This is a genomic window from Bradyrhizobium iriomotense, from assembly GCF_018129405.1.
Taxonomy (GTDB): domain Bacteria; phylum Pseudomonadota; class Alphaproteobacteria; order Rhizobiales; family Xanthobacteraceae; genus Bradyrhizobium; species Bradyrhizobium iriomotense_B.
In genome coordinates this window covers 30,429-53,629 of the sequence record NZ_JAFCLP010000010.1, presented here as the reverse complement: position 1 = coordinate 53,629, position 23,201 = coordinate 30,429, and the positions used below count along the sequence as shown (strand labels likewise).

The window sequence follows — 23,201 nt, the reverse complement described above, 5'->3', positions numbered from 1 at the left end:
TCAGCTGCCCTCAGAGGTGCTCGCACCGCGCGACATCTAGGCGTCACGCCACCAGCAATTCCCGGCTTCAGGAGTCCGATTCCGCTGTTCTGCATTGTCGCGACGGTTGAGTTGTCTTCGAGGGGGTACTTTCCCAAAAGCCCAGTGCGGCCCAGTGATTGACCTCGGTGCATTCAGCGCTCACGCTTACGCATTCTCGCGCGTTCCCCAGTCTGAGCTATTCGGATCTCCTTATCTCTTTCCAATGGATGACGATCTCGAACCGTTTCCATGACTGTTGCCCGCAAAAACGTATGCCCGTTCTCTAGATGCTGGGCGATGCGCTCCTTGGCGAAAGCCATAATGTTCTGGCGAGCATTCTCATCGTTCGGCAGAGCGCGTTCGACGAGCTTGTTGATAGCGACAATCTGGGATTGGGCCGCGAGCAGGTCGGAATCATGCGCGGCCACCGGTCGGTCTGCACGGCGTGCCTCCACCGTTACACTCCACCTGTTGCGCCACATCTGGCGCCGTTCAATGCTAGCGATTCCTGTGGCGGCGTCTGTGGACTTGATCGCCCTGATGACGGGCTCGACGCCATCCCTTCGCAGAGAGATGCGATCGCCAGGCCTGGCGCCACTGTCTGCGACGTCCGTTACCACGCCGACGCCCCACACCTGATGTCGCCGGCCATCGTCCAGTTCAATGGCCACATAGGTTGAGGGCTCCGCGTCGGGGCGGTTGCGGTAGGGGCCATAACCGACCGCCATCAGACGTCCGGAAACGCCCTGGTCATGATCGAGCCTATCCGCTTGCAGTGGCCTGTTGGAGGCCGAGCGAGCCTCGACATCGTTGGTCCGGGCCTGGGCTCGATCCCATGCGACTCGTCGGTCAGCGAGCGCCTGGCGATCAAGCTCGTTTGGCCGATAGCCCTGCACCTCTATTCCGCGCGCACTAGCCTCGAGCCAGGCCTCACGCCGGAACTCTGCGGAGCCACGGACGTGTAGTGCCTCCCACTGGCGATGTTGTGCAACGCTGACCATGTCCCGGATCACCTCTGTGGCAGCTATGCGGGTGACCAGGCGATCGTCAGTGGCCTTGAACGCGAGGTACTCTTTCCGTTCATCGGCATAGAGTCGCGCTTCGCGGTCGGGTCCATCCTTTTGGGATTCCTTGGCCACCACGTAATATTTCCGACGAATGCGATCGGGAAACGCACTATCGGTGACCTCCGCGGATGAAGGCGTGTTGGGGGCTGTTGCTATGGACTTATCGTCCCCCTTGTCTCGGGGGGAAGCGCGCCCCGCGCGACGTTGTCGCTCCAGGCTAAAATCCTCGCTAGCGTCATGCCCGTCGTTCATGCTCAACCTTCTGCTTGTGGCCAGTCCGCTGCGTCGGCGGAATGGCCTGAGCGTCGATGTAGTTCAGGGTCCAAGCTTTGAGATCGTCCTCAGAGAGCCCTTCGAGCTCGACGTCTACATCCCCAAAATCGAAAGAGGCGTTCGCTGGAATTGTGGAGGGGTCGGCCACCTCCTCGTCGGTCAATGGGCGAGACCGAAATACCGCGCGCAGCTCGGCGACCTCGGAGCGAAGCTCCTTGATCTCGGCGTCAAGCAGCGCGGTCGAGCGGCCCCTCGGCAGCTTCGGGACAGGGGCCGGCAGCAGACGTGACAGGAACGCCTTGTCTTCGTAGTAGACGATCTTGTCCGCGACGACAGGCGGAAGGCCGGTGCCCAGGATGAACGCCTTCGATTTGGGAAGAAGTTTCAGCTCTTGCGGGAGCATCAGGGCGCGGCGGTGTTCAGAAATGGTCTCGCTGGTCGAGCGCGTCGCCAAGCCTTTCGGTCCGCTGCGGCTGCGCGCTTTGACGGTGTCGAAACCAATCCGTTCGGAAAGCTCATTAGCGACATCCTGTTCCTTCGGGGCGAAGACCACCTCGACGGCGTGGTTGGTCATGAAGTTGCGGGCCGCGTCGATTCCGTAGATCGCGCGTAGCTGCGCCGGACTCTGGACGACCGTAAGGAGGCGGATGCCATATCCGGCGATGAAGGCGACTGATTTCGCGAGAACGCTGACATTGCCCAGCGCCGGAAACTCATCGAGCAACAGCAGCACCTTGCGATTGACTTTGGAGTTCTGTTCGGGCAGCTCGCGGGTATTGAGATCGACCACCTGCTGAAAAAACAGATTCAGAAGCGGCGCCATGCGGTCGAGATTGTCAGGGGTCACGCCGAGATAGATCGACATCGGCCGTTGCCGCAGCTGCCGCAAGTCGAAATCGTTGGTTGCGGTCGCCGCGTCGATGCGGGGATTGAGCCAAAGGCCGAGCCTCGCGGTCACGGTCTTACGAACCGAGTTCATGGTGTTTTCGGAAGCCGCGAGGAAGTCGTTCAATGCTGTAATGCAGTGTCGCGACAGTGGGGAAGGGCCGGACTTGCGAGCGACGATGAGTTTCTCAAAATGTGCCTTGAGGTCACTGGCCACGGCAAGCTGGTGCAGGATTTCGCCGATCGTCAATGGAAGACCTGGCGTTTCCGCGACATAGCCGCCGATCGCGACAAAGGCCGAGCGGGCAGCCTCGAACCAGAAGGGATCGCCTCGGCTTTCGGCCGGAAACAGCATGACGGCAATGCGCTGTAGATCGTCATAGAGGTCCGCGGGATCGCTGCGCACATAGCCAAGCGGATTGTAGCACGCGGTGCGACCATTTTCCTCGAGCGGATCGAATAGATAGACTTCCTGCCCGTGGGCTGCGCGAAACCCCGCCGAGCGATCCCAGTTCTCCTTCTTCACATCCAAAACGACGACTGAATCCGCCCAATTGAGAAGGTTTGGAATGACATAGCCGACGCCCTTTCCGGCTCTGGTCGGAGCGTAGACCAGGACGTGTTCCGACCCGCCGAAGCAGAGCAGCGCACCATCCTTGCGGCCGAGCAGCACGCCTTCTTTGGATCGCAGGCCAGCGGCCTTGATCTCGCGCTCGGATGCGAAACGAGCGCGGCCGTGAAGCGGGAGAGCACGCTGCCGGAAGATCGCACCGGCCAAGCCAAAGACCACAACCACGCCGGCAAGGGTCGACAGCGTCAGCCAGCGGTCGAAACGCGGGTCGGTACCGTAACGCGGCCAACTCGTTACGATCTCCGACCAGTGAAAGCCGCCATCGTGAAGCCTGAGCCCGAGCAGTAGAACGTTCGAAGCGACGAGCAGGAAGACCGCGCCGGCCACGAGCGCGAGCGCCGTGCCCCCAGCCGCTTTAGCGGGCGTGGTCGCGTTTGCGAACGGGGTCATAGTAGATTTCCGAGATGCGGTAGCGGCCGTTGCGCTTCTGCATCTGGACGACGACGTCGACCAGATGTAGCAACAGCGAACGGATATCGTCGCGATGGAGGTCACGCCCTTCCGCACTCTCCTTGACCAGCAGAGTCATTTGTTCAAAGGCGAGGCGAGCGCTGTCGGCGTGAACCGTCGTGATCGATCCCGGGTGCCCCGAATTCACATTCCTAAGATAAAAGAAGGCGGTGCCGTCGCGCAGCTCCTGCAGCAGAATGCGGTCAGGCCGCATGCGCAAGGACGATTCCAGGAGTTCGCGGGGGCCGATCTTGGCCACACCCTGTCCATCCTTGGCATAGAGCAGCCGGACGCAATTCTGATGCGGGATGACCAGCTCGGCGGTGTCTTCGATGGTGATGAGCCGTTGATGCGCCGGAATAGCAGCAATCAGCGCTTTGGACAGAGTGGTCTTGCCGGACCCCGTCGCCCCCGAGATCAAGATGTTGCGGCGAGTGTGTACCGCAAGCTCAAGGAACTCGCGCCAATGGCCAGTTTCTTTCAGCGTGAGCAGCCGATGCTCGTCGGCATCCAGTTCGTCACTGGCGGAGCGGACCTCATCGAACAGCTTTACCCGCTCCAAGGCGTCCAGGTTCATGGTTAGTGTTGAGGGCTTGCGGATCGTGAGACTGATCATGCCTGCGGGGACCGCGGGCGGCACAACGATTTGACAGCGCTCCTCGCCGATCAAGCTGGTCGACACCACCGGACATTCCGGTCCGATGTCCTGGCGGGTGTGACCGGCGGCCGCTGTCGCAAGGTGTGAGAGGTACGCGTGCGTGAGCGTCGCTTCCTCCTGCCGTCTCCAGCCGTCAGGTCCTTCCACAAAAACCTCGCCAGGACGGTTGACGACGATTTCGGTCAGGGTGTTGTCGGCCAAGTATGGCGCCAGCGGCTCGAGGTAGCGCGCCAGCACCAACCGTCCGCCATCGTGATTGACCGATGCGCCTGTGCTCATTTCGTCACCACGGCTGGCCCGACGAGGCCTCCGGGGAGGGTGCGGTCGAGAATCTGGGTGCGACTTTCGATCCGCTTAAGTTGGTAGACCGACGAGAAATCGAGGTCGCGCGCGACAAAGATATTCACGAGTTCACCCTGGTTCTTGCTCAGCGTCGGCGGGATGTTGATTGATTGCTCGACGGCGATGCCGGCGGCGGTGTTGCTCGCACCAGCAGTGTTGTTGATCTGGATCGAGCCGTCTTGCAATTGCTGCCGCCCGATCGAGGAGGCATCGCTGACGATCGACAGCAACAGCGCCGAACCGAAACGCTCCCAGAAATGCGTGTCGATGTCGCCGTCGAACCCTGCGCGGCCGAGCGCATCAGTGGCAGGCGAGGCCAGCGCCACGATCACGCCCGTCGGCGTCTTGGCGCGCGCCCATAGCACAAACATCCGTTTGGAGCCGCGCCGGACATTGCCACGATATTCGCCGACCACTTGAGTGCCTTTTTCCATGAGCACCACATTGCCGGAATCCGACATCACATCTCGCAACACGACACAGGAGACGAAGCCCGCCACATCCGAGGACATCGCAGTCTCGAGCACGCAAGGGATCGATGTGCCCTGGGTGACCAAAAGATTGCGATTGTGAAGCCGGGCCGCGCGCACGCCTTCGATCGGCGTGGGTTTCAGCTTGTCCGCAAGCTCGTTGCGTGGCTCGGCCCGCCCAAAATCATAGGGATCGATGGGGACGCTTCCGGTCGGGCCATTATGGGGCGGACGCCCCGACGCGACCGGCCGGTTATAGGCGAGCACCGGCGCGCGCCGTGCGCTTTCCAGCATCTGGTCGGGAGCCGGCGCGGGGGCCGCCGGCGTGGCAGCAACAGGTGCGACCGGGATGGACGCCGTGGTGATGGGTGAGGCAGGTGGCTCGGCGGCGGGCTCGAACGCCGCCGCCTGACGGATCATGAGCTTGCGGGCGGACTCGCTGACCGGCTTGTCGCTTTTCCAGGTCCCCCAGATGATCAGAAAGGCGAATGCGGTGAGCGCAAGCGCGCCGAAGCCGCGTTTGAGCATGGCTGCTCGACCATTGTCCCCTCCTCCCACCGGGGTGATTCCTCGCTCGCCGGCAAGCGTTTCATTCTCATGCTCGGTCATGTTGTGCCCGCCTATCGTGCCCTTGGGGTTGGAGTTGGCCTCTTCGCCCGCCGCTCGACCGAGGGGCTCGTGGTGTTGGTGCCGGGATTGACGCCGACAGCATCGAACGCTTCGTTGAAGATGCAGAGCACGATGTCGCCCTTGCGCAGCCGAAACTCGCGGGCCGTGGCGTGGACCACCACAAGCTCGCCGCGGACATCCTTAGGGACGAGACTTTCAGAGCCATCCGAGTTGATCAGGTAGATGGCCGGGATCTCCCGATTACCAGCGAAGCGGAACGTGGTCTCCTTGCCGTCGTCGAAGACGGCTTCGGGTTCGAGGTCGATCGAGCCTTGGGCGGAAAAACGCCAGTTGCGGGCGCCGTAGGCATGATGCAGGTCAAACGTCTGATCGATGAGCGCGCCTTCCCGTTCTGCGCCGCGGGCAGCCGCCTCAATGCGCCGCCGCTCGATCTCGTCGCCGGGATAGGCAAAGCGGACGACGAAGTAGCTGTCCGCCAGCGTGGTCTCAGCGATCGACAGCTCGAACTGATAGGAGCGCTTGCGTCCGTCGGGTCGGGTGGTGACGACCTGCAGATTCGTTGGTGGGTGTTTTTCGCGGGGCTTGAGGAAAAGGATCGAGCCCGCGGGTGCGACCTCCCATGCGATCGCGTCACCGATCGCAACATGGGCGATTTCCTCGTCATCGGCAAACACGACCTGGGTCGAGGCGCGGATGACGCCGTTAAGGCGGACCACATTGGTTGGGTCATAGGTCACGGTCCGTACGCGCGCATCGTGTTGCCCGGGCGCTGGCTGCTGCAGCGCCAACACCGGTCCGGCAAACCCGAGAGCTAAAGTGATCCAGAGCGCAAAACGTTTCATGGCAAGACCTCCGGATCGGCACGATATTCCGAAACCAGAAAGCCGAGCGGATTGATCAGACGGTCGGCCGATGACATCGGTGCGTTGGCGTATGAGAATGTCAGGGTAGAAACCCAATGGGTCACATGGGTTTCTTCGCCCTTGCGGCTCTCTTTCATGAACCGTACGGACGCGACATTGTCGGCCAATAGCGAGATCGCCTTGATCCGCACTGTTGCGACCCCAAAACGGCCCTGAACGACTTGCGGGCTTTCGGGATTGGAGCCGCGGTACCAGGCTGCGAAACGCGCTTGCTCGCCCTGCCCCGAAAGCAAGGAGATCGTGCGGAAATTGGTTTCGGCCTCCGGATAGCTGTAACCTTCGCGTGCGCGAACATAGCGTCCAAGGAAATACTTGGTGACGGCTTCGTCGTACCGCGCCGGCGTCGAATTGAGGGCCGAGACAGTGTCGACAATGCCGGTCGCGTTGTCGACGCGGATGACGAACGGCTCGACGGTCTTGAGCGGAGCCAACGCTGCGACCGCACCGACCGAGGCAACCGCCAAGACACAGGAGCCCGCGGCAATCACCCACGCTGTTCGCCGCGAGCGATGGGCCGAGAGTAACAGGTCTTGTTCCCAACGCCGCGCGTTCTCGAAGTAGCTTTTCAGCTCATCATGGCCGACCATCTCAGGCCTCCTTGCCGCAAGCGCGGTAAGAGGCCTCAATGTCGGCCCACCGGCCGGACGCGGCGAGATGGGTCGAGGGCGTTGGCGGGCTGCTCTCGCCTTTCCGGGTGATGGGGGCGGACGGCGAAGCCGACGGCTCGGGTGTCGTTGGCGGCGCGCCGGACTCCGAATCCCACAGCGAACGGTTGAGCGGCCGCCGAGCCGTGCCGTCACATGACGGCGGCCCCTTTGACCAGGTCCCGCAGCCTCCAAGCTGCGATGCGATGACGCAAATGATGAATACTCGACGCCACATCGTTCTGATGCCCCTGTCGTTGTCTATCGCCTGATTGCTGGCGACTATTGTTGTTTAGGCTGCCGTGGATCCCTGCGATCGGGCACGCTGCATACTGCCGCCCTGTCGGCCGGCTCTTATGGCGGCGAGACCCCTTCTGGCCGACCAGCGCGCGCCGGCATACGCACCTCCGGCCGCCGCCGTGGCATTGGCAACCAGTGGGCTAGTGACCAGCCGGCTAGCGAGCGACGCGCCGCCGCCGGCGAGACCGCCTGCGATGATCGGTAGCTGAAGTGCGATATATCCGGATAGGCCGAGCACGGCACTTATGGCGACAGCGGCCACTACCATCTCGCCCGCCGTTCCTGCGTTGGCTCCAAACCTGTCGATGAAGCCGCTGACAGTGGACAGCATCAACCCGACCAGCGCGACAACCAGGACAAGCAGGATCACGAAGTTCGCGAGCTGCCGAAGCCAGGCTTCTGTAAACGGGCGCGTCGCTTCGAAGAGTCCCAGCGCAATGAAGATCGGGCCGAGTGCGATGACAACGCCTAGACCAACCTTGGCATAGAGCAGGATAGCGAACTGTAAGAAAGAACCAACTGCCACAAAAACGAGAAGAATGCCCGCAATCAGTGCCGGCGCCACATCGGTGATTCCCGCTTGATCGTAGATCTTATTGGCGACGTCGATTCCTTTGGAGAGAAGTTGGTCGAAGGGAGCTCCCGAACTGGTATTCAGTCCTGAGCCCGCTAACGCATTGCCGATTTCTTTCGGCAACGAGTCGAAGAACAGACTCGTGACGTATTGCTGAAACGCGCTGGAATTCGTCGCCAGCAACACCACGACCACGATCCGCATCGCCCGCCAGGCGAATTCCATGATCGGCTCGGAGATCGCGCCGCGCATCACGGCAAAGCCATATAGAATGACGTAGAGCGTCACGGCGGTACGAAGTGGACCGTCGATGTAGGTGGCGAGATTCGAGGCCGACGTCGACACGAATGCCGTGATTGGTTGCTCGAACTCCTTCAGGAAGCTGTCGAAGACGTTTACGGCCATCGTGGCGGTCCTTACTTCAGAGCGTCCTTCATCTCTTTGACGAAGGCCTTCTTGCTGGCTTCATTGGCATTGATGCAGTCGGGTCTTTTCCCGCGCTCGCCCGGATTGTCGCGGCACGCCTTGAGAGCCACCGCAAGTTCATCGCGATGATCCAGGAACCAGCCGACAGTTTTGACTTGTTGACCCTCGTTGGCGTCGTTGCAGCCCGTAAGAGCCGCGGCGATTACGGTGAGGAAAGCAATGGCAAGTCTCGTCTTCATTGCAGAGCCGCCTTCATTTCATCGACCAGTTGTCGCCGTCTCTCCCGCTCCCGCTGGCCATCCATTTCCGCCCGGGCCTGCTGGATCATGGCCAGACCCTGCATTCGGAGCACGTCGTTCTGCAGCAGCGCTTGTTCGGCCTGCAGCCGCGCTGAGAGATCAAGAACCTCTTTGGCGTCAGTCGCCGAGCTGATGCGAGCTCTGAGCTCCTCAAGCGCATCGATGCGCTGCGAGGCCGTGTCGTATACCGCCTGACCCATGGAGTGCTTGGCTCCGGTCTGCCGGGCGATCCGGTCGAGCTCGCTCTGGTAATACGAGTTGCCGCTGTTGCCGGTATAAAGGCGGTTCTGCGAAAGATAATGGTCGATGGCGTTGGCGAAGTTACCGCCACCCTGCCCCGCGACGAGACGTTCGATATCGGAGAACTGTTGGGGCAGAACTTTTCGGAACTGCGGCGTGTTCAAGAGCGCGCCGATGTCGTTGGCGTTGGTCCGCTTGTTGAAGCTGTCATAGAGCTGCTTGGCCTGGCTCAATTGGTCCTGCGCGACCTTGAGCTGCGACGTCAGGGTGTCGACCTGCTTCTTCAGTTCCGTCAGCTGCTCAAATTGCCGCGCGAACACACTTGGGTCGAACACAATCTCCGCCCCAGCAGGTGAGGCAATCAGGAGGGTCACGACCGACAGGGAGGTGAGAACCGTAGGCATACGTTGGATCATCATTGGGCTTTCCTCCTCTCGGCGTGAAACACTGGCAGCCAATGCGCGGGATCGTCACCGACCTGGTTGCGAATGCGATCGAGCAGCTCGACGGTCTCTGTGCGTCCTGACAAAACGGCGAGCGCATCGTCGAAGCCGCTGAGGTCGAGTTCCGCCACCACCGAGTTGTGGCCTTGCTTGACCAGGAAGCGCCGACTTTCGGGGGCGAGCTCCTCCTTGATCAGACGGAATTCCGTGTCGGTCAGATGGAAGCCGTCGACATAGTCCGCGCGTGTGCCCCGCGCGTTCGGCAGGAAGATTTGGGTCGGGCATTGTTCGACGATGGTGTGCGCGATCGGCGAGGCCAGCGCGTCGCGTGGCGACTGCGTGCCAAACACCATGACACCGTTCTGCTTGCGGATGGTCTTCAGCTTGTTGTTGGCGAGATCTCGGAACGCCTCGTCCCCCAGCGCCTTCCAGAATTCGTCGATGTCGATGATCAGGCGCCGGCCGTCGATCAGCCGCTCGACGCGGTGAAATAGATACATCATGAGTGGCGTGCGAACGGTGGGGTGGTCCAAGAGATCGGTCATGTCAAAACCAATGAACCGGGCTTCCAGGCCAATGGCGTCCTCTTCGCCATCCAGCACCCAGCCGAAAGGCGCGCCCCGGCACCATCGCTCGAGCCGTGCACCGATGCCCTCGCGGTCCTGCTGGCCGAGAAAAGCCCGCAGCGTCCCGAACGAACGTTCTGCTTGCCGCAGCTGACCGAGCGCTCGCAATCCGGAATCGATCCGTTCCTCCTCGACAACCGTCAGCGGGCGGTCATCCGGCGTAACGAGTTTCCGAACTAGTTCGCCCAGGAAAGAAAGGTTTGCTGGCGTCAGCTCGAGCGCCCTAAGCGGTGCGCAGCCGGTCGGCATGCCGTTGCGCAAGGTCAGATAGGTGCCGCCGGCGGCGCGCACGAAGATCTCAGCACCCCGGTCCTTGTCGAAGAAAACGTAAGAGGCCCCTAACCGCTCGGCCTGCGAGAGCAGGAAGTTCTGCACGACGGTTTTTCCGGACCCCGATGGGCCGCAGATGAAGGTGTTGCCGAGGTCGCCATGATGGAAGGAGAAATAGTAGGGCGAGCCCGACGCCGTCTTGAGCATCGCCACCGCCGGTCCCCAGTGGTTGCCTGCAGGTTGCCCGGTGGGATAGGTGTGAAAGGGAGAGAGCGCCGCGAAGTTCCGCGAGTTAATCGCGCCAGTGCGCGCCCGGTATTTGAACAGCCCAGGAAGCTGCGCCCAATAGGCAGCTTCAAGTCCAAGATCTTCCCGGGCGACAACCGCTCCCGCATCGGCAAGCGCGCGCCGTGCGACGCTCATTTGTCCCTGCAGCTGCGAAGGCGTGTCGGCGTAGACCAAGAGCGAGAGGTGATGATCTCCAAGCACAAATCGGTTGGATTCGAGATCGTCGAGGGCGTCAGAGAGCTCGTCGATCTGCGAGGCTGCCGGATCCTGAGCCGAAACCAGCTGGTTCTGCTTTCGTGTCAGGACCGTCTTGGCGTCGGCTTTCGCCAAAAACGCGAACGATTGCGTAATGACCAGCTCGAAAGGCGCCGAGAGTAGCGCGTTCAACAGGCCAGGCCGGGTGGACGCCGGATATTCCTTGAGTCCGAAGATGCCAGCGAACCGCGATCCGCCGGCCGCCCGAATCTCGAGAGCTTCGCGGCCGAAGATGACTCGATTTGAGTAGAGTGCGGGGCCGATCGGCCCCTGCGGCAACGGCATCGGCATCCATTCGCCGGAGGCGAGCGCATGGAGCAGCTCCATTGGTTCTGAGAAGATGATGCCGTCGCGCTCAGCCACTCCGACCGCACGGGCGCCGTAACGGTCGAGTGCCGCGATAACATCTCGCGTGGCATCGTTAAGCCGCTTCAGGGCCTCGCCGTCGACTTCGACGGAGTGACCGGCGCTTTGGCGAAGCCGCCTGAAGAACGCGGCGGCCGTATCCGTCGCCGCACGACCGGGATGGCAAACCAGTGTCAGATAGAGATCGTTGCGAAACAGCGCCTCTTTCTGAAGGCGTTCGTGATATTGTGCGTCGAGTCCAGCCGCAAAAGCTGACCGGAAGGTACCGTCCGGATAGACCGACGTTCGGCGGCGCACCAGGTGGGTCCAGAGTGCGAGGCGCGGGTCTGCGACATTGCGCAGGGTGAGATTCAGTTTGCCGTGAAGATCGTTCAGATCCGAGGTCTCGGCAGTCTCAAACGAGGTCCCCTCGATCCGGATCACCGTGAGCAGGGCTCGTGTGGTAAGACTGATCACTGTATCGGTGACATGCCGGCCAAACGGCAGGTAGACGTTGGGCTCGATCTCCCGGGTTTTAAGCGTGGCGTTACGCATAACCGAGGTCCCTGGTTCGATATCGCCTGACGAGTTTGAGCGGCGTGCAGGACGATCCACCCCAGAATGTGGCGTTGCGTGCGCGTCCTCGCGTTTCGATCCAGGCCAGAAGAATTCGGAACATATTGGGGTCGTGCCGGCAGATGATGCGGCAAAGACCGTGGATCGGAATCGCGACCAGGCCGTAGATGATGCTTCCGGCCACCAGAAACAGGATGCAGGAAAACATCACGTTGAGCGCCATAGCTTCCATAGTGACACCGGCAATCATGGCTGGACGCGTGCAGGCGAGGAACAAGGTGTCCTCCGTGAGACGCGCGGCCTCGGCCATCAATGACCTCCAGTCAAGGTTGAGACCACCTCTGAGGCACCGAACGTGATGGCGACACCGAGGACGACATAGGCGGCCTTGCGCAGATCGAGGTAGCCAAACATCCAGGCGATGCCGACGATGATGACCGCCAGCGTCGCCAGCAGGCGCGCAACGTTGCCCGTCAACATGTTGACGATGTTCTGCAGCACGCCCTCAATGTTCGCGGTCTGCGCCAGCGCCGGCTCTACTAACGCGATGCTGAGAACGGCCCCCATGCAAAGCAGGGCGGCGGAGTGTTTAAGAAAAGAAGTCATGACACTGCTCCGATTGGCATTGCAGCCGGACCCTAGGGTCGGACCGCGTATTTTTGAGTGGAGATAGAGAATGGCGATCCCTATCGGTCATAGACGAAGGCTGATGTGCCCCGTCCTGAGCGATAGACGTCCCAGCGAGGATGCTCGCTGACCAACGGTGAAGGTGGATTGATCGGCGACGCATCGCTGTTGGAACGCTCAGTGTCGGCGGACGCGGTTGGCTGGATGTGAGGCTCGGCCGTTTGGCTGGGAGCCCTCGCCGCGAAGCTTGCGACAACGCGGACAACAGCCTGGTCGCGGTCTGAGCTTTTGATGCTGGCCGCTTTCAGTCGCGCGCCAAACAATCTGCCAAGGCCAGCGATATGCTGACACGCGTCGAATGTCGTCGCAGGCGTCAGCCCGGCCTGCTTTGTTTCCGCGGGGTCAAGTTGGGCAAGACCAGTTCGAACCCGCTGGCCCGTGGCGATGGCCTCAGTCGTGAGCTGAATGGCTTCCTCGCGGTCGCTCGCCAGGATCGGAACCGGTTTCCGCCCCTCAATTGTGATGAGCAGCGGCTCGAACGCGCTCGCCTGCCGCACAATCGCCGTCAGCGGCCGCACCAGGTCCGGTGTTGGAGCGCACTGCTCGACCAGAGCAGCAAATGCCGCAGGATCCATTGTTGATCGCCTTCTTGTCTGGAGCTGATGACGTTCGACGCTATGCCGCGAAGGGCAGGCGTGACGGCGCGTCAATGACAGGTCCGGAAATCTTCCCGGCCGCTCGGATCGCACCGAGAGCGTCATTGGTGATCGGCAATAGTCCAGCCACGGCTTTGGTCGCCCCGATCTGTCGGGGTGTCCCGAGACGATCGAGATGCCATCCGGCTCGGCGCAGGATGCGCTCCATGCGCAGGTCAGTGACCGTTACGATGGCCCGAAGGTCGCACTGCTGCCCCCATTCAATCATGGCCGCAAAGAGCAGGAACGTCGCTTCGCGCAGTCCGTTCTCTGTTGTCGCCGTGACGTTCTTGGTGTCAACGCAGAAACGCGAGCTCTCCCAGATCCCGGTGGCTTTCGGTGCGGCGTGACCATCCAGCAACACTGGGAACGTATCCGCGAGCATGTTGGGCCCGGTGGTGGGCAGCAGGCGAACAGAGCCGACAACCTCGCCCTGGTCGAGCGCTAAGAGGTAAATCGGGCTATGTGTGTCGTACTGATCGATCTCCAATCCGTCAGAGATGGAGACGTCCCAATCGAGCCGCTCCTTGAAGACGCGCCCTCGAAGACGATGCATTCCCGTCGCTAGTTCGAAATCATGCAGCAGCGCAGCACGGGTACGGACAATGACCTTCATTCTTAACCTCAAGCTTACGAATCACAGCTTCGAGATCAGAAAAGCAGCCGTTGTCACGGCGTTGCGCTGTCGGTTCTGACAGGGCGTCGTGGAACTGTGGGGGCCGCGACCAATAATCGCAGCGCGCGATCGTCGCGCGCCGTCTCGGAAAAGGTAGCGACGAAGACGCGGAGATTCGACGGGACAACAATGAAACTTCTCGTGTTCCGTAGACAGAGAAAAATCGTCGGGTAGAACGCCGCAATCCGAGGCGGTTTCATCTCTCTCTATGTTCGCGGTTGCAGTTGCTGCTTGAAAGCGGCGCTCAGACGAGTCTGATTTTCGAGTCTGTCAGGACACAGGTTTAGAATTGTTCTTGCCGCAAAGCTGCCGCAACGTGTCAATAGACGCCATGCACGTACAGCGCGAATCGTTAAAAGACTCGCGTTTGGGGCCAGGAAGCAACTGAAGTGGTGCAATGAAAGATGTTAAAAGAGCATGCGATGAGTTTGTCGATTGTCTTCACTCTGCGCATACGGAAGATGATTTTCGGCGTATCGCGGAACGAACAGCGCATGCATTGGGCTTCCGTTGGTTCGCCTATCTTGGCCAACGTGCCAATGGCCCCAATCTGATCTCATCTTATCCGAAGAGTTGGACCAGCCACTATTTTCGCGAAGGATACCACAACATCGATCCCGTTCTTCAGGAACCGCGAACGTCAAGTCGGATGATTCATTGGGACGGACGCGGCGCACGAAGTGCACGTTCGGCGAAAGAGCGCCGTCTGTTTGACGACGCTCTCAGCTTCAAGATCAGGACCGGCCTGACCATTCGCATTCCCTCCAGCCAAAACCAGTTCGCTGCGTTCACCTTGGCGGCGGACGACCGCAGCCTTGGCCTCGATCGTTTCATCGAAACCTCGCGGGACATGTTGGAAATGGTGGGTCTCACCTACCATGCACATGTGAGTGCCAAGATCGGACGCACGGCGGCAGGCGGCGGGATGGGCAACCCACTCACACAGCGCGAGCGGCAGTGTCTCGCGTGGATCTCTGACGGCAAGACGATGCAGGATATTGCGGAGCTTCTTGATGTTACACCGCGAGGTGTGAAATTTCATCTGGACAATGCCAGGCGAAATCTTGCCGCTTTAACCTTACCCCATGCCGTGGCTCTCGCGTTTCGGCGGGGATTGCTCCCGTAATACGCAAAACAGCCATCGGCTTGTAAGATGTGCTCAAGATTGACCGTTCGATCAGGTTGGGAGACTGGGCGGTTGCACTCAGGGCGCAGGACTCTTTTGTACATAACCACGGCGTGTTTTGCGGACGAGCCAGGCCTCGAGCTCTTCGACGGCCTGGACTCTCCCGGCAAACAGATCCATCCGCCGGCGGCCGCGTTGGCCGAGACGCCCCCATTCGCGCACCAGCGCGGTATCACCGAACAGGGTCGGTTCGATCGTGAGTACATAGAACCTGGCCATGTTGCGGGCCGGATCGCAACGTTGGAGCACGAGGTATGGCACCGTGAGTTCGGACATGCGCAAGAATCGCAACTGTCCAAACCGCCGTCCAATTAAGTTATCGAATCGATCAGGCCTATCGATTCAGATTTTCAATACCGGTGACCAAAGCGATTGAGGGTGCTCAACGAGTGGTCTCCGCAATAGATTGGCTGTTGTGCGCCTCTGATTGCGAAGAAGGTGGGCGTCGCCCTGCGGGCCGGGCTGGAGGCTGCGCTGAAGCCCCGCGAGCGGGTCTTCCCCCTTACGGGCTGCCATCCCTGACGCGAAACGGCCGGAGTCGTCGAACAAGACAGCTGCAGAGTCATCGGAAGCGCCCGCGTATTCGGGCAGGACGCTTTCGCGGGCAACCTTCAGGCGGGCAAATCCACTTACGCTCCCGACAAAAGGACGGCGGCTGTTCTAGCTGTCAACAGACCAGCATTGCATCCACCGGACGAAAGATGTGCACCCTGGCTCGCCATACTTCCGGTGAAGGACCAACCCCGCTCTCGAATGGCTTTCCTTGGTTCGGTTGCGGCCTTCCACGATCAACCCGCAAGGGGTTCGCTACGCAAGCGTGCGACCTCTTCGGCTTCGCCTGCGAGGTGACCGCAGCCGCCCCCGAACACGTCGGCGCCTGTCGAGCGGGGATGGTCCCCGCCGCAAGACGGGAGCCTTTCGATGTCGCACAATCTCACCCTCGCTCAGAACCACGCCTTCGATCTGGCCCGCACGCTGATGGTGCCGGTCATCCTTTTCCAGGCTGAGAGCGAATTCGGCGTGATGGTTTCCAGCGAATACGACGGCGATCAGGACGCCATCGTCCATGAATACGACCCCTGGTGCCCGGCTCATTGAGCCGGGTGGCCGGCTGCCGCTGGCGCCATGCCGGCTGCAAGGGAGGCTTCGCCGCGCCGCCGATGCGGCGACTGACGGTTGATCAGCGCGCCCTTGCATTCGGCAGGCTTCGCGGCCGGTCGGGGATGTGCCGCAAGGCCAGGAACAAGTGAGACCAACAGATGAAGGGGCCGGATCTCGCCAGCGCGACTCCGGTGCAGACAAATGAACAAGAGAGAAATTGAAGAGCTGCGCGAAAAGGTGGGCTGCGCAGCCCTGCTGGAGAAGGACGGCTGGAAGGTCGATCGCAAGGAAAGCACCCGGCGCGCGATCAAATTTCGTCGCGACAGCAACATCGTCATCGTCATTCACGAAGGCCGCGGCTGGTTCGATCCCCTGTCGCCGGCGAAGGGGGACGTGTTTTCGCTTGCCGAACACCTCGGCGCCGACGGTTTCGTCGAGGCATGTGACCGTGTTGCGGATATGGTTGGCTTCGTCCCTCGCGCACCAGATTGGCAGCACCCGGCAAGGCCCAAAGCCCTTGCGTCCATCGTAGAGCGGTGGGGACATCGCTTCAGGCCGGGCCCCGGCTCGCCAGCCTGGCGCTATCTTACCGGCGAGCGCGGACTGCCAGCGGACATCGTGAAGCAGGCGGTCACTAGCGATCGGTTGCGAGAGGGCCCCCAAGGCAGTATGTGGGCGGCGCATACCAATTCTCTTGGGGCGCTCACTGGCTGGGAGGAGCGTGGACCGGCATGGCGGGGTTTTGCCACAGACGGCGGCAAGGAGCTGTTTCGCTTCGGGGCGGAAGAGTGCGAGCGGATCTGCATCACCGAGGCGGCCATAGATGCCATGAGCCTCGCCGCGATCGAGGTCCTGCGCCCTGACACCCTTTATGTCAGCACCGGTGGCGGTTGGTCGCCCGCGACCGATGACGCCATTCGCGGCCTCGCCAAACGCGCCAACGCCCGGCTCGTGGCAGCAACCGACAACAATCGGCAAGGCGACATCTACGCCGACGGTGTTCGTGCCATCGCAGCGGATGCGAGTGCGCGGTATGCCCGATTACGGCCGTGCGCCGGCGACTGGAATGAGGATTTAAGGGCCTGACGGCTGCCTGTTGATGTGGTTCGCAAGGGCGACGCGCAGGCTGCGTAGTGACGCCGCGCCAAGGACTCCGCATGAGTGGCTCTCTGATGCCTCGGCATTGAGCGAAGGGAAAAGGAGGTCGAACGACGAGGGAGGGAAGATGAAATGGGAATGAGCGCTGCCGCATGACCGGCCGTCGCGTCAAGGGTGAAGCTTCGCCCGCGTTCCGCGGCCCTTGACCCGCCGGACCTTCGATGCGGCCGGCGAGGAGGTGTGATGAAGGACTGAAGTGACGAAGGGATCAGGCGGATCGATCGCGCTGTCAGTCCGGCCAGGCCAAGAGGAGCCGCCCATGCACACCTCCCCCACTATCCGTAAAGTCCTCGAAGGCGTTGCGACGCGCCATGAGATGCACCGCTTGTTCAACCGCCATCGTGGCGACCCCGCGATGGCCGAAGGTGAAGGCCAGCGTCTCTTCGCCGGCGAGTGGTTCGAGATCAACGAGCGTGAGCACGACTACATGCTCGAGATCCTGCCGCCGCTGTTCATGCGCGCCGACATGTTCGCGATGCGCGAATTTATGACGGGCAGCGTCACCAGCATCTTCTTCGCGCTTGCCATCGACGGAAGGCGGCGTTGGTTCCATGGCTATTGCGATCTTTCCGATCGGCTGTCGCCGGAGTGCATGAAGGCGGCGATCATCGAGCGCGAGTCACGGCCCGTGCGCGCGATGACGCGCGACGAGCGGCTCGAGCATATCTGGTCGAGCACGCATGACGATTATCGCGGCTATGCCGGCGAGCGCTGGCCGCTGGCCATGCGCGGCCGCCGCACCATGCTCGTCTATGCCGGCCAGAGTGGCACAGTCCTGAAGCTGCTCGACGACCTCACCGAGGCCGAGATCGCGGCCAAGCTGCCCCCCTCCCCGCCCCGCGGCGGCCCGTCCTCGCGCCGGGCGTCGCATTTCAGCACCCGGCTAGGTGCCGGTCCACTCATCGACACCCGCAACGCCGAGCCGTCCGTCGCAACCCGCGCCGGCGGACGGCGGCGCGCGCGTAACTGGAGGACATTTCCCATGGCGCATGACGATCCTTTCACCCTCGACCTCTTCGGCAATACCGCCCTTTCATCCAGCCTCGGCCTTGGCGTCACGGCTTTCGCCGGCGATGATGACCATGAGGATGATCCGCCGCCGTCGACGCCGACCTCGGCAGCGCCGGTGGTCGGATCGGCGCGGTGCTCAGAGTCCGGTCCCCGCAAGCGTGGCGACAATTTCTATCTTACCGGCGAGCGCGGACTCGCAAAGAACTGGAAGCAGCGCGCCCGCGACGGCATCGCCGCAGTTCGGCTCGCCGCACAGATCGAGGCCGCGCAACGGCCCGCGACGGTCGAGGAGCAGCGGCAACTGATCCGCTTTACCGGCTTCGGCGCCTCAGAGCTCGCCAATGGCGTTTTCCGCCGACCCGGCGAAACCGAATTCGCGAAGGGCTGGGACGAGATCGGGGCCGACCTGCAGGATGCGGTCAATGAGGCTGACTACGCTTCGCTTGCACGCTGCACGCAGTATGCCCATTTCACGCCGGAGTTCATCGTCCGGGCGATGTGGGCGGGTTTGCTGCGTCTCGGCTGGCGCGGCGGCCGCGTGCTCGAGCCCGGCATCGGCACCGGCATGTTTCCAGCGCTGATGCCGCCGGTTCTGCACGAGGTCTCCCACGTCACCGGCGTCGAGCTCGATCCCGTCACAGCGCGCATCGCGCAGCTATTGCAGCCGAGGGGGCGGATCGTCATCGGCGATTTCGCGCACACCGAGCTGCCGGCGCGGTTTGACCTCGTGATCGGCAATCCGCCCTTCTCCGATCGCACCGTCCGCTCGGACCGCGCGCTGCGCTCGCTCGGTCTGCGACTCCACGACTATTTCATCGTCAAGGCGATCAAGCTGCTGAAGCCGGGCGGGCTTGCCGCCTTCGTCACGTCCCAAGGCACGATGGACAAGGTGGATGGCTCGGCGCGCGCGCTGATTGCAAAGTACGCCGATCTCATCAGTGCCATCCGTCTGCCAGAAGGCAGCTTCCGCGCCGATGCCGGCACCAACGTCGTGGTCGACATCCTGTTCTTCCGGCGGCGCAAGCACGGCGAGCCCGAAGGCGACCTATCCTGGCTCGACCTGGAGGAGGTATGCCCGGCGACCGAGGACGAGGGCGCAATCCGCGTCAACCGCTGGTTCGCGTGCCATCGCCGCCTTGTGCTCGGCGCGCACGCGCTGACCTCCGGCCCGTTCGGCGAGACCTACACCTGTCTGCCGAGTGACGGCGAGGACCTCGTGGCTGCGCTGGACGACGCGATCAACCTCCTTCCGGTCGCAATCTATGACGGCGAACCGGAGGCGATCGACCCAGACGACGAGTGCGAGACCGTGCCGGCGAAGTCGGAGGGCTCGGCGAGCCTCACGGCGCGCGAGGGCAGCTATCTGCTCGATAGCCGGCATGGCTTGATGCAGATCCTTGACGGCCGGCCAGTTGCCGTCACGGTTCGCAAGGGCCGCAGTGCCGCCGGTGTTCCGGACAAGCACGCTCGGATCATCCAGAAGCTGATCCCGATCCGCGATGCGGTCCGCGAGGTGCTGAAGTGTCAGGAGCTCGACCGGCCGTGGAAGGACGCGCAGGTCCGCTTACGCATCGTGTGGTCGAACTTCGTGCGCGCCTTCGGGCCGATCAACACGACCGTCGTGTCGACGGCTGAGGACGACGAGACCGGCGAGGTCCGCGAAACGCACCGCAGGCCGAACTTTCTGCCATTCCTGGACGATCCGGACTGCTGGCTCGTGGCCTCGATCGAAGACTACGACCTCGAGTCCGACACGGCGAAGCCGGGTCCGATCTTCACCGAGCGCGTGATCGCTCCGCCGGCGCCGCCCGTCATCACCAGCGCCGCCGACGCGCTGGCCGTCGTCCTCAACGAGCGCGGCCATGTCGACCCCGACCACATCGCGGAGCTCGTGCACCGTGACGCGGACGACGTCATTGCCGAGCTTGGCAGCGCCATCTTCCGCGATCCCAGCGGTGGGTCGTGGCAGACCGCCGACGCCTATCTGTCGGGAGGTGTGCGCGACAAGCTGAAGGTTGCGGAAGCGGCGGCTGCGCTCGACCCTGTCTATGCGCGCAACGTGACCGCCCTGCGCGAGGTACAGCCCGCCGACCTTCGGCCCTCGGACATCACCGTACGCCTTGGCGCGCCGTGGATTCCCACCGCCGACATCGTCGCCTTCGTCAAGGAAACGATGGGCACGGAGATCAGGATTCACCACATGCCGGAACTGGCGTCGTGGACCGTGGAGGCCCGGCAGCTCGGCTGGATGGCCGCTGGCACGTCGGAATGGGGCACGGAGCGGCGGCACGCCGGGCAGCTTCTCTCTGATGCGCTCAACTCCTCCGTCCCGCAGATCTTCGACACCATCAAAGACGGCGACAGCGAACGTCGGGTCCTCAACGTCGTCGACACCGAGGCGGCGAAGGAGAAGCTCTCGAGGATCAAGACCGCCTTTCAGAATTGGATCTGGTCCGATCCGGATCGGACCGACCGACTGGCGCGGGTCTACAATGATCGTTTCAACAACATCGTGCCGCGCGCCTTCGACGGCTCGCATCTGAAATTGCCAGGCGCATCGGGCGCCTTCGTTCTCTACGAACATCAGAAGCGCGGCATCTGGCGCGTTATCGCCTCAGGTGCGACCTATCTCGCCCACGCCGTCGGCGCCGGCAAGACGATGACGATGGCGGCCGCGATCATGGAGCAGCGGCGTCTCGGCCTGATCGCCAAGGCCATGCTTGTCGTTCCCGGCCATTGCCTGGCACAGGCGGCGCGCGAGTTCCTGGCGCTCTATCCCGGTGCCCGCATCCTCGTCGCCGATGAGACCAACTTCACCAAGGACAAGCGGCACCGCTTCCTGTCGCGCGCCGCGACCGCAACGTGGGACGCGATCATCATCACCCATACGGCATTCCGCTTCATCGGCGTGCCGTCCGCCTTCGAGCAGCGGATGATCCAGGACGAGCTCGAGCTCTATGAGACGCTTCTCATCAGGGTCGAGAGCGACGACCGCGTCTCGCGCAAACGCCTCGAGCGCCTGAAGGAGGGATTGAAGGAACGGCTCGAAGCGCTGGCTACGCGCAAGGACGATCTCCTGACCATCTCCGAGATCGGCGTCGACCAGATCATTGTCGACGAAGCACAGGAGTTCCGCAAGCTATCCTTCGCTACCGATATGTCGACGTTGAAGGGCGTCGACCCCAACGGCTCGCAGCGCGCCTGGGACCTCTATGTGAAGTCGCGCTTCATCGAGACCAAGAACCCTGGGCGGGCGCTGGTGCTCGCCTCCGGCACGCCGATCACCAATACAGTCGGTGAGATGTTCTCGGTGCAGCGCTACCTCGGCTACGCAGCGCTCCTGGATCGGGGCTTGCACGAATTCGACGCCTGGGCCTCGACCTTTGGCGACGTATCGACGGAGCTCGAGCTCCAGCCGTCCGGCAAGTACAAGCCGGTCACTCGCTTCGCGACCTTCGTGAACGTCCCCGAGCTGATCGCCATGTTCCGGTCCTTCGCCGACGTGGTGATGCCGGAGGACCTGCGGCAGTACGTGAAGGTCCCGGCGATCTCGACGGGCAAGCGCCAAATCCTGACGGCAAAGCCGACGCCGGCGTTCAAGCGCTATCAAGCCCTGCTCGACGCGCGGATCAAGGCGATCGAGACGCGCGACCGGCCGCCGGAGCCGGGTGATGATATTTTGCTTTCTGTCATCACCGATGGGCGGCATGCGGCGATTGACCTGCGTCTGGTCGATCCGGACCACGATAATGAGCCGAACAATAAGCTGAATCTTCTCGTCGGCAACGCCTTCCGCATCTGGAAGGAGACGTCTTACAACAGTTACGTGCGCGCCGACGGCAAGCCGTACGAGCTGCCGGGCGCCGCGCAGATGATCTTCTCCGACCTCGGAACGATCAGCGTCGAGAAGACGCGTGGCTTCTCGGCCTATCGCTGGATCAGAGACGGGCTCGTCAGTATGGGCGTGCCCCCGTCCGAGATCGCCTTCATGCAGGACTTCAAGAAGTCCGAGGCCAAGCAGCGTCTGTTCGGTGACGTACGCGCTGGCAAGGTCCGCTTCCTGATCGGCTCCTCAGATACAATGGGGACGGGCGTCAATGCGCAGCTTCGCCTGAAGGCTCTCCATCACCTCGACGTGCCGTGGCTGCCGTCGCAGATCGCGCAGCGCGAGGGCCGGATCGAGCGCCAGGGCAACCAGCACGACGTCATCGACATCTTCGCCTATGCCACCGAGGGCTCGCTCGACGCGAGCATGTGGCAGAACAACGAGCGCAAGGCTCGCTTCATCGCCGCGGCGCTCTCCGGCGACACGTCGATCCGTCGGCTCGAAGACCTCGGCGAAGGCCAGGCCAACCAGTTCGCGATCGCCAAGGCGATCGCGAGCGGCGACCAGCGGCTGATGCTAAAGGCTGGGCTCGAAGCCGACATCGCCCGGCTCGAGCGTCTGCGCGCGGCGCATATCGACGACCAGCACGCCGTCCGTCGGCAGATCCGAGACGCGGAACGCGACATCGAGTTCTGCGCGCGGCGGATCGCGGAGGTCGGCAAGGATATCGAGCGCCTTGTTCCGACCGCTGGCGACGCCTTTGCCGCGACCGTGGCCGACACGCGCTATGTCGAGCGCAAGGAGGCCGGCCGCGCCCTGATGAAGGAAATCCTGACCCTCGTCCAGCTCCAGCAGGAGGGCGCAACCATTATCGCAACGATCGGCGGGTTCGACCTCGAGTACTCCGGCGAGCGTTACGGCCGTGACGGCTATCGCTACGGCACCATGCTGATCCGCACCGGGGAAGCGCATGAGATCGAGTTGCCCCTCACAGTGACGTCGCTCGGCGCAATCTCCCGTCTCGAGCACGCGCTCGACGATTTCGAGGGCGAGCGGGAGCGCTATCGCCGGCGTCTCGCCGACGCATATCGCCGGCTCGCCTCGTACCGGTCGCGCGAGGACGGCGAATTCGTATTTGCAGCCGATCTCGCCGAGAAGCGCCGGCAGTTGGCGGAGGTCGAGAAAGCCCTTGCGACGGATGTGGAGGGCGGGGGCGAGAGCGCTATCGCAGCGTGATGAAGAAGGAAGGGAAAGGCCCGCTCGCAGATCGGCCAGGCCGGCAGCG

General features: G+C 62.5%; 19 protein-coding genes. 4 read left to right on the top strand and 15 right to left on the bottom strand.

Annotated features, from left to right (window positions below):
• Positions 1 to 173 precede the first annotated feature (173 nt).
• From JQ592_RS21110 to JQ592_RS21045, 14 genes are all read right to left on the bottom strand, one after another.
• A complete protein-coding gene (locus tag JQ592_RS21110; protein WP_211404715.1) occupies positions 174 to 1,340 on the bottom strand; it encodes an LPD7 domain-containing protein in 1,167 nt (388 codons plus the stop codon).
• A complete protein-coding gene (locus JQ592_RS21105) occupies positions 1,324 to 3,267 on the bottom strand; it encodes a type IV secretory system conjugative DNA transfer family protein (protein WP_211404714.1) in 1,944 nt (647 codons plus the stop codon). The genes JQ592_RS21110 and JQ592_RS21105 overlap by 17 nt, the downstream gene beginning before the upstream one ends.
• Positions 3,233 to 4,264, bottom strand: coding sequence for a P-type DNA transfer ATPase VirB11 (gene virB11 / locus JQ592_RS21100; protein WP_211404713.1), 1,032 nt, complete (start codon positions 4,262 to 4,264; stop codon positions 3,233 to 3,235). Before virB11 ends, JQ592_RS21105 begins: the two co-directional genes overlap by 35 nt.
• Positions 4,261 to 5,406, bottom strand: a complete 1,146-nt coding sequence (virB10, locus tag JQ592_RS21095) for a type IV secretion system protein VirB10 (protein WP_211404712.1) — start codon at positions 5,404 to 5,406, stop codon at positions 4,261 to 4,263. Before virB10 ends, virB11 begins: the two co-directional genes overlap by 4 nt.
• 11 nt (positions 5,407 to 5,417) lie before the next feature.
• Positions 5,418 to 6,269, bottom strand: coding sequence for a P-type conjugative transfer protein VirB9 (gene virB9, locus JQ592_RS21090; RefSeq protein ID WP_211377411.1), 852 nt, complete (start codon positions 6,267 to 6,269; stop codon positions 5,418 to 5,420).
• The gene (locus JQ592_RS21085; protein WP_211404711.1) at positions 6,266 to 6,937 is read right to left on the bottom strand and encodes a virB8 family protein; all 672 of its coding nucleotides are present in this window, start codon (positions 6,935 to 6,937) and stop codon (positions 6,266 to 6,268) included. Before JQ592_RS21085 ends, virB9 begins: the two co-directional genes overlap by 4 nt.
• A gap of 349 nt (positions 6,938 to 7,286) precedes the next feature.
• A complete protein-coding gene (locus JQ592_RS21080; RefSeq protein WP_211404710.1) occupies positions 7,287 to 8,273 on the bottom strand; it encodes a type IV secretion system protein in 987 nt (328 codons plus the stop codon).
• 11 nt (positions 8,274 to 8,284) lie between these two features.
• Positions 8,285 to 8,533: an EexN family lipoprotein gene (locus JQ592_RS21075; RefSeq protein WP_211404709.1), complete on the bottom strand. Its 249-nt coding sequence runs from the start codon at positions 8,531 to 8,533 to the stop codon at positions 8,285 to 8,287.
• On the bottom strand, positions 8,530 to 9,252 hold the full coding sequence (gene virB5 / locus JQ592_RS21070) for a P-type DNA transfer protein VirB5 (RefSeq protein WP_211404708.1): 723 nt from the start codon (positions 9,250 to 9,252) through the stop codon (positions 8,530 to 8,532). The genes JQ592_RS21075 and virB5 overlap by 4 nt, the downstream gene beginning before the upstream one ends.
• Positions 9,249 to 11,615, bottom strand: coding sequence for a VirB4 family type IV secretion/conjugal transfer ATPase (locus JQ592_RS21065; RefSeq protein ID WP_211404707.1), 2,367 nt, complete (start codon positions 11,613 to 11,615; stop codon positions 9,249 to 9,251). The genes virB5 and JQ592_RS21065 overlap by 4 nt, the downstream gene beginning before the upstream one ends.
• Positions 11,608 to 11,946, bottom strand: a complete 339-nt coding sequence (locus JQ592_RS21060; RefSeq protein ID WP_211404706.1) for a type IV secretion system protein VirB3 — start codon at positions 11,944 to 11,946, stop codon at positions 11,608 to 11,610. Before JQ592_RS21060 ends, JQ592_RS21065 begins: the two co-directional genes overlap by 8 nt.
• On the bottom strand, positions 11,946 to 12,242 hold the full coding sequence (locus tag JQ592_RS21055) for a TrbC/VirB2 family protein (RefSeq protein WP_211404705.1): 297 nt from the start codon (positions 12,240 to 12,242) through the stop codon (positions 11,946 to 11,948). Before JQ592_RS21055 ends, JQ592_RS21060 begins: the two co-directional genes overlap by 1 nt.
• A gap of 80 nt (positions 12,243 to 12,322) precedes the next feature.
• Positions 12,323 to 12,898 (bottom strand): type IV secretion protein, encoded by a 576-nt coding sequence (locus tag JQ592_RS21050; RefSeq protein WP_211404704.1) that lies wholly within the window; start codon positions 12,896 to 12,898, stop codon positions 12,323 to 12,325.
• Positions 12,899 to 12,938: 40 nt separating this feature from the next.
• Entirely contained in the window at positions 12,939 to 13,574 is a 636-nt protein-coding gene (locus JQ592_RS21045; RefSeq protein WP_211404703.1) for an acyl-homoserine-lactone synthase, read from the bottom strand.
• Between the two features lie 457 nt (positions 13,575 to 14,031).
• Between JQ592_RS21045 and JQ592_RS21040 the strand changes: the two genes are divergently transcribed.
• Positions 14,032 to 14,760, top strand: a complete 729-nt coding sequence (locus JQ592_RS21040; protein ID WP_211404702.1) for a helix-turn-helix transcriptional regulator — start codon at positions 14,032 to 14,034, stop codon at positions 14,758 to 14,760.
• A gap of 78 nt (positions 14,761 to 14,838) precedes the next feature.
• On the opposite strand, the gene JQ592_RS21035 is transcribed toward JQ592_RS21040, so the two are convergent.
• Positions 14,839 to 15,096 carry a WGR domain-containing protein gene (locus JQ592_RS21035; RefSeq protein WP_075968524.1) on the bottom strand — a complete coding sequence of 86 codons (258 nt, stop codon included), beginning with the start codon at positions 15,094 to 15,096 and terminating at the stop codon, positions 14,839 to 14,841.
• Between the two features lie 645 nt (positions 15,097 to 15,741).
• On the opposite strand from JQ592_RS21035, the gene JQ592_RS21030 reads away from it, so the two are divergent.
• From JQ592_RS21030 to JQ592_RS21020, 3 genes are all read left to right on the top strand, one after another.
• A complete protein-coding gene (locus JQ592_RS21030) occupies positions 15,742 to 15,918 on the top strand; it encodes a hypothetical protein (protein ID WP_028343048.1) in 177 nt (58 codons plus the stop codon).
• Between the two features lie 204 nt (positions 15,919 to 16,122).
• Positions 16,123 to 17,007, top strand: coding sequence for a DUF3991 and toprim domain-containing protein (locus tag JQ592_RS21025; RefSeq protein ID WP_211404701.1), 885 nt, complete (start codon positions 16,123 to 16,125; stop codon positions 17,005 to 17,007).
• Positions 17,008 to 17,338: 331 nt separating this feature from the next.
• Positions 17,339 to 23,152, top strand: a complete 5,814-nt coding sequence (locus JQ592_RS21020) for a DUF1419 domain-containing protein (RefSeq protein WP_211404700.1) — start codon at positions 17,339 to 17,341, stop codon at positions 23,150 to 23,152.
• Positions 23,153 to 23,201 lie beyond the last annotated feature (49 nt).

Bases quoted from the DNA above. Each gene is read 5' to 3' on its own strand.
- JQ592_RS21110 (WP_211404715.1), bottom strand. From the start codon at position 1,340: ATGAACGACGGGCATGACGCTAGCGAGGATTTTAGCCTGGAGCGACAA.
- JQ592_RS21105 (WP_211404714.1), bottom strand. From the start codon at position 3,267: ATGACCCCGTTCGCAAACGCGACCACGCCCGCTAAAGCGGCTGGGGGC.
- virB11 (WP_211404713.1), bottom strand. From the start codon at position 4,264: ATGAGCACAGGCGCATCGGTCAATCACGATGGCGGACGGTTGGTGCTG.
- virB10 (WP_211404712.1), bottom strand. From the start codon at position 5,406: ATGACCGAGCATGAGAATGAAACGCTTGCCGGCGAGCGAGGAATCACC.
- virB9 (WP_211377411.1), bottom strand. From the start codon at position 6,269: ATGAAACGTTTTGCGCTCTGGATCACTTTAGCTCTCGGGTTTGCCGGA.
- JQ592_RS21085 (WP_211404711.1), bottom strand. From the start codon at position 6,937: ATGGTCGGCCATGATGAGCTGAAAAGCTACTTCGAGAACGCGCGGCGT.
- JQ592_RS21080 (WP_211404710.1), bottom strand. From the start codon at position 8,273: ATGGCCGTAAACGTCTTCGACAGCTTCCTGAAGGAGTTCGAGCAACCA.
- JQ592_RS21075 (WP_211404709.1), bottom strand. From the start codon at position 8,533: ATGAAGACGAGACTTGCCATTGCTTTCCTCACCGTAATCGCCGCGGCT.
- virB5 (WP_211404708.1), bottom strand. From the start codon at position 9,252: ATGATGATCCAACGTATGCCTACGGTTCTCACCTCCCTGTCGGTCGTG.
- JQ592_RS21065 (WP_211404707.1), bottom strand. From the start codon at position 11,615: ATGCGTAACGCCACGCTTAAAACCCGGGAGATCGAGCCCAACGTCTAC.
- JQ592_RS21060 (WP_211404706.1), bottom strand. From the start codon at position 11,946: ATGGCCGAGGCCGCGCGTCTCACGGAGGACACCTTGTTCCTCGCCTGC.
- JQ592_RS21055 (WP_211404705.1), bottom strand. From the start codon at position 12,242: ATGACTTCTTTTCTTAAACACTCCGCCGCCCTGCTTTGCATGGGGGCC.
- JQ592_RS21050 (WP_211404704.1), bottom strand. From the start codon at position 12,898: ATGGATCCTGCGGCATTTGCTGCTCTGGTCGAGCAGTGCGCTCCAACA.
- JQ592_RS21045 (WP_211404703.1), bottom strand. From the start codon at position 13,574: ATGAAGGTCATTGTCCGTACCCGTGCTGCGCTGCTGCATGATTTCGAA.
- JQ592_RS21040 (WP_211404702.1), top strand. From the start codon at position 14,032: ATGAAAGATGTTAAAAGAGCATGCGATGAGTTTGTCGATTGTCTTCAC.
- JQ592_RS21035 (WP_075968524.1), bottom strand. From the start codon at position 15,096: ATGTCCGAACTCACGGTGCCATACCTCGTGCTCCAACGTTGCGATCCG.
- JQ592_RS21030 (WP_028343048.1), top strand. From the start codon at position 15,742: ATGTCGCACAATCTCACCCTCGCTCAGAACCACGCCTTCGATCTGGCC.
- JQ592_RS21025 (WP_211404701.1), top strand. From the start codon at position 16,123: ATGAACAAGAGAGAAATTGAAGAGCTGCGCGAAAAGGTGGGCTGCGCA.
- JQ592_RS21020 (WP_211404700.1), top strand. From the start codon at position 17,339: ATGCACACCTCCCCCACTATCCGTAAAGTCCTCGAAGGCGTTGCGACG.